Source organism: Variovorax sp. RA8 (assembly GCF_901827175.1).
Classification (GTDB): Bacteria; Pseudomonadota; Gammaproteobacteria; order Burkholderiales; family Burkholderiaceae_C; genus Variovorax.
This window is the reverse complement of record NZ_LR594662.1, coordinates 3,066,553-3,079,480: the sequence shown is the minus strand read 5'-3', so window position 1 is coordinate 3,079,480 and position 12,928 is coordinate 3,066,553. Positions and strand designations below refer to the sequence as shown.

Sequence of the window (12,928 nt, the reverse complement as noted above, 5' to 3'; positions counted from 1 at the left end):
TAACGACCCGCGACTTCGAATTCAATGTGAATAATCCTCAAGCGAGAATTGATCAGATTTGATTCCTCTGGATATCACGCAACGCCTTGCGTGATTCACGCCAACCAGTGCCACAAGGCGAACCCCACCAAGCCAATTGCGCCTGCCACCAGCGCGATTGCAGCGGCCCATAACAGGATCTTCTCGAGACGCACGAGTTGTCGATATCGCCGCTCGTGGGTCGCGTCCTCTCCGAGAAACCATGCCAAGGCCAAAATGGCCAGCACCACGCTCGACCAGATGCCAAATGGGATATCGCCCAGATCCATGCGTTGCTCCTCTTCTGTTCCGTTTCGTCTCGCGGCATTCGCCCTCAACGCTCGCGCAGACTCTCGCTCGCTGCCCGCTGCACCGGACTCAACAGGTACTCGATGATCCGCCGCTTGCCCGTCTTGACCTCCGCCGTCAGGTTCATCCCCGGGCCCAGCTTGACGGCCTTGCCGTCGATGTCGATATGGCGGCTCTCCAGCACCAGCGTCACCGGAAAGATCGCGCCGCGCTTCTCGTCGTTCACCGCATCGGCGGTTACCGTGCGCACCACGGCAGCCACGGTGCCATATCTCGTGAACGGAAAAGTCTCGAACTTGATCTCGGCCCGCTGGCCTTCGTGCACGAAACCGATGTCCTTGTTCTCCAGCGTCACTTCGGCCATGACCTGCGCGCCCTCGGGCACGATGACCATGAGCGGCTGGGCCTCGGTGACGACGCCGCCCTCGGTGTGCGCCGCGAGCTGCTGCACGGTGCCGGCCACCGGGGCCCTGAGGCGGGTCAGGCGCTCGCGCTGCGCGGCCTTGGCCTGTTCCTGCACGCCTTGCTGCTGCCGGAGCTCGGCGGCCGCCTCGCGCTCGCTCAGGCCGCGACGGGTCTCGGCCACGAAGGCGGCACGGGCGTTCTCGCTCTCCTTCAAGGCGGCAGCGGCTTCGGCGAGCCGTGCGCGTTGGGTGGCCAGGTCGCGTTCCAGCTCGATGCGCTCGCGCATGCGGTCCTGGTTGGCATGGGCGGACATGAAGCCCTGTTCTGCGAGTTGCCGGAAGTCGGCCTCTCGCTGCCTCGCGATGGGCAGCGTGGTCTCCAGCTTGGCAACCATCTCGCGCACGGTGACGATCTCGGCCTGGCGCCGCTGGATTTCGGCGGCGGCCCTGGCGAGCTTGGCGGTGATGTCGCTCCATTCGTCGGCCAGGTGGGTCCGCGCGGCCCGCGCATCGGCCCCGGACCAGCCGGCAGGAAGGCCGCCGCTGAGACCGGGCGGCTCTGCCGGCAAGTGCATGGCCCGCAGCAGCGTGCGCGTGCGCAGCAGCTCCGACTGCGCCGACTTCAACTGCTCGTCGATGTTGGTCCGGTCGGCGCTGGCGGTGGTGGGGTCCAGTTCCACCAGCACCTGGCCGGCCTCGACGCGATCGCCGTCCTTCACCAGGACGCGGCGGACGACGCTGCGCTCCAGGGGCTGGACGAGCTTGGTGCGCTCGCTCACCACGATGCGGCCCGGTGCAGCTGCGACGATGTCGACCTGGCCGACGATGGACCACAGCAGCGCGATGAGGACCAAGGCGACGATGGCGCAGGCGAGGCGGCGCGGGGCGGGATGCACCGGGGTTTCCTGCAGGCTCAGGGCCGCGGGCAGGAAGGCCAGTTCGTCGGCCAGCCGCGTGGGGCCGGCGAGCTCGTGGCGGGCTTGCCAGGCGGCGTGGAAGACGTTGCGGTAGCGGGCGAGCAGGTTGCCGAGAGAGAGCAAGTCCGGCGGGTTCATGCTTCGGCTCCTTCGGACGGCCGACCGCCCGCCTGCATGGCCCACAGCCGCGCATAGATGCTTTGCGGGCGAGCCAACAGCGCCTCGTGCGCGCCCTCTTCGACGATGGCCCCCTTGTCCATCACGATGATGCGATGGGCATGCCGCACGGCACTCAGCCGGTGGGCGATGATGAAGACGGTACGGCCCTGGCAGATGTGCGCCATGTTGTGCTGGACGATGGCTTCGCTTTCGTAATCCAGCGCGCTGGTGGCCTCATCGAAGATCAGGATGCGCGGCTGCGCGAACAGCGCCCGGGCGATCGCGATGCGCTGGCGCTGGCCACCGCTCAGGGAAGCGCCCTGCTCGCCCACCACGGTGTCGTAGCCCTCGGGCAGCTCGCTGATGAAGGCGTGCGCGCCCGCCAGCCAGGCGGCCTGCATCACGGATTCGATCGGCGCAGCGGGGTCGGCAATGGCAATGTTCTCGCGCACGCTGCGGTTGAAGAGCACGTTTTCCTGGAGCACAACGCCGACCTGTCTTCTCAGCTGTGCAGCGTCGACCAGGCCGATGTCGATCCCGTCGACCAGGACCCGCCCCTGCTCGGGCGTGTAGAGCCGCTGGACCAGCTTTGTCAGCGTGCTCTTGCCGGAGCCGGAGCGCCCGACGATGCCGATCACCTCGCCGGGTCGAACCTCGAGGCTGACGCCCTGGAGCACAGGCGGCGCTTCGGGGCGATAGCGGAAGCCCAACTGGTCCAGCGTGACGTGGCCCTTGAGGGCGGGCAACTGCGCGGCAGCGCTCGGCGCGACTTCGGTGCGCGTGTTGAGGATGTCGCCCAGCCGGGCCATCGAGATGCCGGTCTGCTGGAAGTCGGTCCACAGCTGGGCCATGCGCATGATGGGCTGGGCCACGCGCTGGGCGAACATGTTGAACGCGACGAACTGGCCGACGCTGAGCTGGTTGTCCATCACCAGATGGGCACCCCACCAGAGCGTGGCGGCGTTGACGAGCTTGCCCGTCAGGTTGATGCCCTCGTGGCCCCAGCTCGCGAGGCTCTGGGTCTTGAAGCTGGCCGAGACATAGGCCGCGAGCTGGTCGTCCCATTGCCGGCCGAAGACGGGCTCGAGGGCTGTGGCCTTGACGGTCTGGATGGCGCTGACGGTCTCCACGAGCATGGCCTGGTTTTCTGCGCCGCGGGCGAATTTCTGGTCCAGCCGGCGGCGCAGGACGGGCACGATGGCGAGGCTCAGCCCGAAGTACAGCGGCAAGCTGACCAGCACGATGAGCGTCAAGGACATGCTATAGAACAGCATGACACCGATGAACACCACCGAGAACACGACATCGAGCACGACGGTGAGCGCGTTGCCGGTGAGAAAGCTGCGGATGTTCTCGAGCTCGCGCACGCGGGCCACCGAATCGCCGATCCTGCGAGCCTGGAAGTAGGCCAGGGGCAGCTGCACCAGGTGGCGGAACAATCGCGTGCCGAGCTCGACGTCGATGCGGCTGGTGGTGTGGCTGAAGACGTAGCTGCGCAATCCGTTGAGCAGGCTCTCGAAGACGACCACCACCACCAGGCCGACGACGAGCACATCCAGCGTGGTGAGGCCGCGGTGCACCAGCACCTTGTCCATCACGACCTGGAAGAACAGCGGGCTCACCAGCGCGAGGAGCTGGAGCATGAAGGAAATGGCCAGCACCTCGCTCAGGAGCCGGCGGTACTTGACGAGGCTGGGCACGAACCAGGAGAAGTCGAACTTCGCCAGCTCGGCTGCGAGGCTGGCACGGCTGGTGACGAGGATGAGCTCGCCGGTCCATTGGCGCGCGAAATCGTCGAGCGGCTCGATGGCGCTGGGCACCGTCGGCTTGGCCGCCGGATCATGCAGCAGCACGCGCTGCGCATCGCAGCGCGCGAGAACCATCCAGCACATCTGCCCTTGCTCGTCGCGCATCTGCACGAGTGCAGGCAATGGTGTCGTGGCGAGGCGCGCGACGGGCGGGCTCGATCGCATCGCCTTCAGGCCCAGATGCCGGGCCGCGCGCAAGAGCAGATGGATGTCGGCGCCGTCACCGGGGCTGACGCCGAGCTGGTGGGCGAGCGTCGCCGGATCGGCCGCGATGCGATGAACGCGCGCCACGTCGCACAACGCCTGCAGCGCATGGGCTGCGGTTGGCGCGTGCGCTTCTTCCACGCCCGCCCGCGAACCCACCGCCAATGCGGCGGCCTCTTCTACTCCCTGCATGAACCAACTCCCTGAACCTTGCTGTTATTCGGGTAAAAACCCTCGAAGCTTGACGGAGTCGCCATGAAGGCACCTCCTCAAAATGGGGTAGCTGGGGGATGCGGCCCTGTCCCGAGCCTGTGTGGCGGCGGAAGATAGCCGAAGCCTGGCGGGGCAGCAATGAAGCACACCCCCTCCAAAAGTCGATGGATGAAATCGATAAGACTTGCGCCTTACCGCAGGCGGACTCTTCGCCCGCTCGGGATTAATCCCTTTAGTGCCCTGGCACCAGGAAGTCCTGGCTGATGCGCCAGCCGAGGTCGTTCACCCGGTCTAGAAACTGCGTCAGGTACGCGTGCAGCCCGGTCGCGAGGATCTCGTCGACCACCGCGTACTGCAGGTCGGCCAGCAGCTTGCCGGCGCGCCGCTGGGTCTCGGCGCTCTGGTCGTTCTGCACCTTCTGGAGATCGTTCACCACCTCGATCAGGCTGGCGTGCAGCGAGCGCGGCATGTCGGCGCGCAGGATCAGCAGCTCGGCCACGCGCTCGGGCTTGATGACGTCGCGGTACACCTTGCGGTAGACCTCGAAGGCCGAGACGCTGCGCAGGATCGCGCTCCAGTGATAGAAGTCGTACTCCTGGTCCTCCTCGGTGGCGGTGCCGAAGAACTCGCTGTTGAGTGCGTGGAACTTCACGTCGACCAGGCGTGCCGTGTTGTCGGCGCGCTCGATGAAGGTGCCCAGGCGCGAGAAGTGGAAGGCCTCGTCCTGCAGCATGGTGCCCACGGTCACGCCGCGCGACAGGTGCGAGCGGAACTTGACCCATTCGAAGAACTGGCCCGGGTCGCGCTCGAAGTCGCCGGCGCGCAGCATGCGATTGACCTCGAGCCAGGTGGTGTTCTGCGTCTCCCACGATTCGGTGGTGAGCGCACCCCGCACGGCGCGTGCGTTCTCGCGCGCAGCGCGCAGGCAAGAGAGGATGGACGAAGGGTTCGATTCGTCCTTGACCATGAACTCCATCACCCGGTCGGGCGTGATCTGGTCGTACTTCTCGTTGAAGGCCGGCAGCAGTTCGCTGATCGACAGCAGGCCCTGCCAGCCGTACTTGGCGACCTCGGCCGATTGCGGCAGCAGCGAGGTCTGGTAGTTGACGTCGAGCATGCGGGCGGTGTTTTCGGCCCGCTCGGTATAGCGCGACATCCAGTAGAGGTGATCGGCAGTGCGTGACAACATGACAGGTGCTCTCCTGATCAGCTCGACTGGGTTTGCGTCTGGGTTTGCGTCTGGGTATCGGCCTCGGCCTGGCCCGACTCCCCGTTGCGCGGCTTGCCCCGCCGGTCGGCCTCGAGGATCCAGGTGTCCTTGGTGCCCCCGCCCTGCGAGGAGTTGACCACCAGCGAGCCTTCCTTGAGCGCCACGCGCGTAAGCCCGCCCGGCACCATCTGCACCTCCTTGCCGGAGAGCACGAAGGGCCGCAGGTCGATGTGCCGCGGCGCGATGCCCGACTCGACGAAGGTGGGCGAGGTCGACAGGCTCAGCGTCGGCTGCGCGATGTAGCCGTCGGGCTTGGCGACCACGGCCCTCTTGAAGTCCTCGATCTCGGCCTGCGTCGCAGCCGGGCCGATCAGCATGCCGTAGCCGCCGGCGCCGTGGACTTCCTTGACCACCAGGTCCTTCATGTGGGCCAGGGTGTAGTCGAGGTCGTCCTTGTTGCGGCACATCCAGGTCGGTACGTTCTTGAGGATCGGCTGCTCGCCGAGGTAGAACTCGATCATCTTCGGCACGTAGGGGTAGATCGACTTGTCGTCGGCCACGCCGGTGCCGACGGCATTGCAGATCACCACGTTGCCGTCGCGGTACGCGCGCATCAGGCCGGCGCAGCCCAGCGTGGAAGTCGGGCGGAAGACCTCGGGGTCGAGGAAGTCATCGTCCACGCGGCGGTAGATCACGTCCACGCGCCGCGGTCCGCGGGTGGTGCGCATGTAGACGAAGTCGTCCTTGACGAAGAGGTCCTGCCCCTCGACGAGTTCCACGCCCATCTGCTGGGCGAGGAAGGCGTGCTCGAAGTAGGCGCTGTTGTACATGCCGGGCGTGAGCACCACCACCGTGGGCTCGGCGGTGGCCGGCGGCGCGGATGCGCGCAGGGTCTCGAGCAGCAGGTCGGGGTAGTGCGCCACCGGCGCGACGCGGTTCTGGCTGAAGAGATCGGGGAAGAGCCGCATCATCATCTTGCGGTTCTCGAGCATGTAGCTCACGCCGCTGGGCACGCGCAGGTTGTCTTCGAGCACGTAGTACTCGCCGTTGCCCCCGGCATCGGGTGCGCGAACGATGTCGATGCCAGAGATGTGGGAGTAGACATCGTTGGGCACCTTCACGCCCACCATCTCGGGCCGGTACTGCGCGTTGTTGAAGATCTGGTCCGACGGAATCACGCCGGCCTTGATGATCTCCTGCCCGTGGTAGACGTCGTGGATGAAGCGGTTGAGTGCGGTCACGCGCTGCACCAGGCCCTTTTCCATGCTCTCCCATTCATGGGCGGGGATGATGCGCGGGAGCAGGTCGAAGGGAATGAGGCGCTCGGTGCCCGAGCCGTCCTCGTCCTTCGCGCCGTAGACGGCAAAGGTGATGCCGACCCGGCGGAAGATCATCTCCGCCTCCTCGCGCCGCGAACGCATCACCTCGGGGGGCTGCTTCGCGAGCCACTGGTCGTAGCGTTTGTAGTGATTCCGGATCGCGGCGCCTTGATAGGGCAGCTGCTCGTACATCTCGTCGAATTTGTGCATGGGCGACCGATCTCCTTGGCCGTAGCTTAGCAAGTTCAAGGCCAGAGGCCGTGCTCACGCTAACCCCAACGCGGCGCCCACACGGCGTTCACTGGAGCCGGTGATGCCAGTAGCGCTGGCCTTCCTGCCGTTCGCAGCGCACGGCCGCCGGATGCAGGCTGGACCAGCGGCCCGCGCCGCAATGCGCGGAGTCGACCACGGCAATGCCGCGCTCCGCATAGCGCGCCGTCACCTCCGCGGCCGGGTGCCCGAAGCGGTTGCGGTAGCCGGCCTGGACCAGCGCCACGCGCGGCTGCACGGCCTCGAGCAGCGCGGGGCTCGACGAGGTCTTGCTGCCATGGTGCGGGACGAGCAGCAGGTCGGCTCGCAGGTCGGGCGCGCGCGCCGTCAGCGCGGCTTCCTGCAGGCGCTCGATGTCCCCGGCCAGCAGCGCGGTGGCGCGCCCGTTGCCGATGCGCAGCACGCAGGAGACCGCGTTGGGTTTGGTGAAGCCGGCATAGTCGGCCTCCTGGGGATGGAGGATCTCGAAGCGCACCCCGTCCCACGTCCAGGCCTGGCCGGCCAGACAGCGCTGCACCGGCCGCAGATGCTGCAGCGGATGCCCGGCCTCGACCGAGCTGCGCAGTTCGGCCTCGGCCTGCATCGCCAGCACTGCCGGCGCGCCGCCGGTGTGGTCGCTGTCGCGGTGGCTCAGGACGACGGTGTCCAGCCGCTCGCCCAGCGCGCGCAACAGCGGCACCAGCACCCGGTGGCCGGCATCGCTTTCCAGGCTGTAGCGCGGGCCGGCGTCATACAGCAGGCCGTGGGTGGCGGTGCGCACCAGCACCGCGTTGCCCTGCCCGATGTCGGCGGCCAGCAGCTCGAACTCGCCCGCCGGAGGCCGTGGCGCCTGCCAGAGCAGCGCGGGCAACAGCAGCGGCAGCCCCTGTACGCGCAGCGCCCTCGGCAGGCGCATGGCCAGCAGCACCCCGCCCGCCACGCCGGCGACGCTGGCCCAGAGCGCGGGCGCCGGTGCCGACAGCGTGGCCAGCGGCAGTTCGGCCAGCCACTGCAGAACCAGCGCCAGTAGTTGCACCGCCCGGGCGGCCAGGTCCCACAGCGGCGGCAGCAGCACGCCGAACATGGCAAGCGGCGTAAGCACGAGCGTGACCCACGGAATGGCGATGGCGTTGGCCAGCAGCCCGACGCTCGAGACCTGCTGGAAGAGCAGCAGGCTGAGTGGCGTCAACGCCAGCGTCACCGCCCATTGTTCGCGCGCCATGCGCGCCAGGCGCGTCGCGATGCCTGTGCCGCCCTCATCGGCGGCGCCGGTGGCGAACAGCACGCCGACTGCGACGAAGCTGAGCCAGAAGCCGGCCTGCATCAGCGCCCACGGGTCGACGGCCACGACCACCGCGCAGGTGCACAGCCAGACGAAGGGCCAGGGCCACTGCCGCCTTGAAAGGCGCAGCAGCGCGACCGTGGCGAGCATCCACACCGTGCGTTGCGAGGGCAGGCCCCAGCCGCTGAAGAGCGCATACAGCGCCGCCAGCAACACGCCGCCGATCAAAGCCGCGTGCGGCGCGGGCAGCCACAGCATCAGGCGGCTGCTGCGGCGCCAGGCGGCCCCCACCACCCACGCGGCGAGCCAGGCGAACATCGTGATGTGCAGGCCCGAGATCGACATCAGGTGCGCGACGCCGGTGGCGCGGAACACGTCCCAGTCGGCACGCTCGATCGCGTTCTGGTCGCCCGTGACCAACGCCGCGATCACGCCGGCCTGCCGGCGCTCGGGCACGCGCTCGAAGACCGCGTCGCGCACGGCCTCGCGCGCACGCTCGACCGGATGGCGCCAGGTCTGGCCCTGCGGCTGTGGCCGCGCATCCCGCGCGCCCGTGCGCACATAACCGCTGGCCTGCACGCCCTGCTCCCAGAGCCGCAGTTCCTGGTCGAAGCCATGCGGGTTCAGGTTGCCGTGCGGCGCCTTCAGGCGCACCGTCATGCGCCAGCGCTCGCCCGCGTGCACGCCGCCCGGCGCCGCGGTGGGCTCGGCGCGCGAGGACTCCTCGGGCGCGCGCCCCCAAAGGCCGGTGTTGTCTGCATACCAGCCGAGCGCAACGCGCGAGGGCGCGCGCGGCAGGTCGCTCCCGGCATCGCCAGCCCAACGGGCGCGCTCGACATCGAAGAGAAAGCGCACCGTTCCATCGCCGTGCTGCGGCATCTGCGAGACCACGCCCAGCACCTCCAGGTCGCGGCCTTCGAGCGCGGGGTCGAGTGCCTCGGCCGCATAGGCGCAGGCGCGCCAGCCTGCCAGACCGGCCCCGGCCAGCGCGCCGACCAGCAGCAGTGCCGGCAGCAGCAGCCGCGGCAAGAACCACCACCGCACACGTCGCAGCAACAGCCAGCCCGCCGCGGCGGCCAGCAGCAGGCCGGCATAAGCGGCGGGCTCCCACAAAGCTGGCTGCTGAAGCTGCACCGCCGCGCCCAGCACCGAGCCGCCCATCAGGGCAAAGGAACCCAGGCCGCGGCCCTGCGCGTCGGCCGTCACGAAACACTCACGGATGACATGCTGCAATCCCTCCCTGCTGCGCTCTGTGGCGCGCTAATTGCTAAGCGTGTCAGCTAGTATGCGTCCTCGTTCAGGGGCGCTTCGACGCCATCGAAAAAAATGTCCATCCACGCCGCACTTCACCACGTCACCCACTACAAGTACGACCGGCCGGTGCAACTGGGGCCCCAGGTGGTACGCCTGCGTCCGGCGCCGCATTGCCGCAGCAACGTCATCTCGTATTCGCTGCGCGTCGAGCCCGAGCAGCACTTCGTCAACTGGCAGCAGGACCCGTTCGCGAACTACCTCGCGCGGCTGGTGTTCCCCGAGAAGACGCGCGAGTTCAAGGTCACGGTCGACCTGGTGGTCGAGATGGCGGTCTACAACCCCTTCGACTTCTTCCTCGAGCCGCAGGCCGAGAACTTCCCCTTCAAGTACACCGAATCGCAGGCGCGCGAGCTGGCACCCTACCTCGTGACCGAACCCGCCACCCCACTGGTGGCCGCCTACCTCGAGAAGATCGATCGCAAGACGCAGCGCACCATCGATTTCCTGGTCGGCCTCAATCAGCAGGTGCAGCAGGACGTCAACTACCTGATCCGCATGGAGCCCGGCGTGCAGACGCCCGAGGAGACGCTGGCCAGCGGGTCGGGCTCCTGCCGCGACTCCGGCTGGCTGCTGGTGCAGCTGCTGCGAAACGTAGGGCTGGCGGCGCGCTTCGTCTCGGGCTACCTCATTCAGCTCACGCCCGACGTGAAGGCACTCGACGGCCCGAGCGGCACCACGGTCGACTTCACCGACCTGCACGCCTGGTGCGAGGTCTACCTGCCCGGCGCCGGCTGGATCGGCCTCGACGCCACCTCGGGCCTGATGGCCGGCGAAGGCCACATTCCGCTGGCGTGCACGCCCACGCCGTCGAGCGCCGCGCCGATCGAGGGCGCGGTCGACGAGGCCGAGGTGGACTTCGCCCACGAGATGAAGGTCACCCGCATCCACGAGTCGCCGCGCGTGACCAAGCCCTACACCGACGACGAGTGGGCCGAGGTGCTGGCGCTGGGCGAAGCGGTGGATGCACGCCTTGCGGCCGGCGACGTGCGGCTCACCATGGGCGGCGAACCCACCTTCGTCGCCACCACCGACCGCGACGCGGCCGAATGGAACACCGATGCGCTCGGCCCCACCAAGCGCGGCTACGCGACCGCGCTGGTGCAACGCCTGCGCGACGAATACGGCCAGGGCGGCTTCCTCCATTTCGGACAGGGCAAGTGGTACCCGGGCGAGCAGTTGCCGCGCTGGGCCCTGTCGATCTACTGGCGCACGGACGGCCAGGCCGTATGGCAGCGGCCCGAGCTCTTCGCCGACGAGCGCCATCCCACCCAGTACACCAGCGAAGACGCGCAGCGCTTCACCCGCGCGCTGGCGCGCAAGCTGGGCCTGACCGACCGCTTCGTGCAGCCTGGCCACGAGGACGTCTACTACTACCTCTGGCGCGAACGCCGCCTGCCTGTGAATGTCGATCCCTTCGACTCCAAGCTCGACGACGAGATGGAGCGCGTGCGCCTGCGCCGCGTGTTCACGCAGAAGCTCGATGCCGTCGTCGGCTACGTGCTGCCGCTCGAGGCCGCGAACGCCGAGACCGATGCGCCCGCGCTCGCCGGCCCGGCGTGGAAGACCGGCCCGTGGTTCCTGCGCGACGACCGCCTGTACCTGATCCCCGGCGATTCGCCGATGGGCTACCGCCTGCCGCTGGATTCGCAGCCCTGGGCCAGCAAGGGGGACTACCCCTACCTCATCGAACGGGACCCCAACGCCCCACGTGCACCCCTGCCGGCCTCGGCCCTGTTCCGCGAGCGCTACGAGGGCATGCTGGGCAATGCGCCCGACCTCGCCGAGGTGCCCTATGGCTTCGGCACGCCGCAGCAGGCTCCGGCCGCGGTGCGCTTCCAGGCCACGCACGGCAATCCCGTCGCGGCGCGCGTCCAGGCCGCGTTGGAGCCGGGCACGGTGCGCCCTCCAAACCGCGGCGAGTCGGCCCACTGGGTCACGCGCACCGCGCTGTGCGTGGAGGTGCGCGACCCACGCCGCGCCAACGGCCCTGCGGCCGAGAAGGTCGGCAGCGCCTCGGGCGTGCTCTACGTCTTCATGCCGCCGCTGGCGCGGCTGGAAGACTACCTCGACCTGCTCGCCGCGGTCGAGGCCACGGCCGACGAGCTGGACCTGCGGGTGGTGATCGAAGGCTACCCGCCGCCGCGCGACCCGCGCCTCAAGCTCCTGCAGGTCACGCCCGACCCCGGCGTGATCGAGGTCAACATCCATCCGGCCCACAACTGGCGCGAGCTGGTGGCCCACACCGAGTTCCTCTACGGCGCCGCCTTCGAGACCCGGCTGTCGGCCGAGAAGTTCATGACCGACGGCCGCCACACCGGCACCGGCGGCGGCAACCACTTCGTGCTGGGCGGCGCCACGCCCGCCGACAGCCCCTTCCTGCGCCGGCCCGAGCTGCTCGCCAGCCTTTTGCTCTACTGGCACAACCATCCCTCGCTCAGCTACCTGTTCTCGGGCATGTTCATCGGCCCGACCAGCCAGGCGCCGCGCGTGGACGAGGCGCGCAACGACCAGGTCTACGAGCTCGAGATCGCGCTGGCCCAGATCGCGCGCAACCGCGAGATCCACGGCGACGGCATGCCACCCTGGCTGGTCGACCGCACGCTGCGCAACATCCTGGTCGACGTCACCGGCAACACCCACCGCAGCGAGTTCTGCATCGACAAGCTGTACTCGCCCGATGCCACCACCGGCCGCCTGGGCCTGCTGGAGCTGCGCGCCTTCGAGATGCCGCCGCATGCGCGCATGAGCATCGCGCAGCAGCTGCTGCTGCGCGCCATGGTGGCGCGCTTCTGGGACGCGCCCTACCGCGCGCCCGTGACGCGCTGGGGCACCGAGCTGCACGACCGCTTCCTGCTGTCCACCTTTGTCAGGATTGACTTCGAGGACGTGATCAGCGAGATGCGCCAGGCCGGCTTCTCTTTCGATGCGGCCTGGTTCGCGCCGCACTTCGAGTTCCGCTTTCCACTGGTCGGCCAGGTGCAGGCCATGGGCGTGGAGCTCTCGCTGCGCAACGCGCTCGAGCCCTGGCACGTGATGGGCGAGGAAGGCTCGGCCGGCGGCACGGTGCGCTATGTCGACTCCTCGCTGGAGCGCATCGAGGTGCGCGTGACCGGGCTCAACGAAAGCCGCTACGCCATCACCGTCAACGGCCAGGCGCTGCCGCTGCAGCCCACCGGCACCGCCGGCGAGTTCGTGGCCGGCGTGCGCTACAAGGCCTGGAACCCGCCCTCGGCGCTGCACCCGAGCATCGGCGTGCACGCGCCGCTGACCTTCGACATCGTCGACACCTGGATGAAGCGCTCGCTCGGCGGCTGCCAGTACTTCGTCTCTCACCCGGGCGGCCGCAACTACGAGACCTTCCCCGTCAATGCCTATGAGGCCGAGAGCCGGCGCCTGTCGCGCTTCTCGCGCATGGGCCATTCGCCGGGGCTGCTGCGCACGCCGCCGGCCAACATCGAGATCGCGGGCAGCCGCGAGTTCCCGTTCACCCTGGATTTGCGCCGGACCTGAGAAGGTGTGACG

The 12,928-nt window shown here is 68.5% G+C and carries 7 protein-coding genes; 1 reads left to right on the top strand and 6 read right to left on the bottom strand.

Annotated features, from left to right (window positions below; translation table 11 throughout):
* Window positions 1-95: 95 nt before the first annotated feature.
* From E5P3_RS14475 to E5P3_RS14450, 6 genes are all read right to left on the bottom strand, one after another.
* Complete coding sequence (locus E5P3_RS14475) at window positions 96-308, bottom strand: hypothetical protein (RefSeq protein WP_162586621.1); 213 nt, start codon at window positions 306-308, stop codon at window positions 96-98.
* 44 nt (window positions 309-352) lie between these two features.
* Window positions 353-1,786 (bottom strand): HlyD family type I secretion periplasmic adaptor subunit, encoded by a 1,434-nt coding sequence (locus tag E5P3_RS14470; protein ID WP_162586620.1) that lies wholly within the window; start codon window positions 1,784-1,786, stop codon window positions 353-355.
* On the bottom strand, window positions 1,783-4,011 hold the full coding sequence (locus E5P3_RS14465) for a type I secretion system permease/ATPase (protein WP_162586619.1): 2,229 nt from the start codon (window positions 4,009-4,011) through the stop codon (window positions 1,783-1,785). The genes E5P3_RS14470 and E5P3_RS14465 overlap by 4 nt, the downstream gene beginning before the upstream one ends.
* A 253-nt stretch (window positions 4,012-4,264) precedes the next feature.
* Complete coding sequence (locus E5P3_RS14460) at window positions 4,265-5,221, bottom strand: alpha-E domain-containing protein (protein ID WP_068684444.1); 957 nt, start codon at window positions 5,219-5,221, stop codon at window positions 4,265-4,267.
* Between the two features lie 17 nt (window positions 5,222-5,238).
* The gene (locus E5P3_RS14455) at window positions 5,239-6,771 is read right to left on the bottom strand and encodes a circularly permuted type 2 ATP-grasp protein (RefSeq protein WP_162586618.1); all 1,533 of its coding nucleotides are present in this window, start codon (window positions 6,769-6,771) and stop codon (window positions 5,239-5,241) included.
* Window positions 6,772-6,859: 88 nt separating this feature from the next.
* Complete coding sequence (locus E5P3_RS14450; protein WP_162589689.1) at window positions 6,860-9,253, bottom strand: DNA internalization-related competence protein ComEC/Rec2; 2,394 nt, start codon at window positions 9,251-9,253, stop codon at window positions 6,860-6,862.
* 165 nt (window positions 9,254-9,418) lie between these two features.
* Here E5P3_RS14450 and E5P3_RS14445 point away from each other — a divergent pair, with 165 nt between their 5' ends.
* Window positions 9,419-12,916 carry a transglutaminase family protein gene (locus tag E5P3_RS14445; RefSeq protein ID WP_162586617.1) on the top strand — a complete coding sequence of 1,166 codons (3,498 nt, stop codon included), beginning with the start codon at window positions 9,419-9,421 and terminating at the stop codon, window positions 12,914-12,916.
* The last annotated feature ends 12 nt before the right edge of the window (window positions 12,917-12,928 follow it).

Coding starts and splice junctions, on each gene's coding strand:
- E5P3_RS14455 (WP_162586618.1), bottom strand. CDS start 6,771: ATGCACAAATTCGACGAGATGTACGAGCAGCTGCCCTATCAAGGCGCC.
- E5P3_RS14465 (WP_162586619.1), bottom strand. CDS start 4,011: ATGCAGGGAGTAGAAGAGGCCGCCGCATTGGCGGTGGGTTCGCGGGCG.
- E5P3_RS14475 (WP_162586621.1), bottom strand. CDS start 308: ATGGATCTGGGCGATATCCCATTTGGCATCTGGTCGAGCGTGGTGCTG.
- E5P3_RS14470 (WP_162586620.1), bottom strand. CDS start 1,786: ATGAACCCGCCGGACTTGCTCTCTCTCGGCAACCTGCTCGCCCGCTAC.
- E5P3_RS14445 (WP_162586617.1), top strand. CDS start 9,419: ATGTCCATCCACGCCGCACTTCACCACGTCACCCACTACAAGTACGAC.
- E5P3_RS14460 (WP_068684444.1), bottom strand. CDS start 5,221: ATGTTGTCACGCACTGCCGATCACCTCTACTGGATGTCGCGCTATACC.
- E5P3_RS14450 (WP_162589689.1), bottom strand. CDS start 9,253: ATGGGCGGCTCGGTGCTGGGCGCGGCGGTGCAGCTTCAGCAGCCAGCT.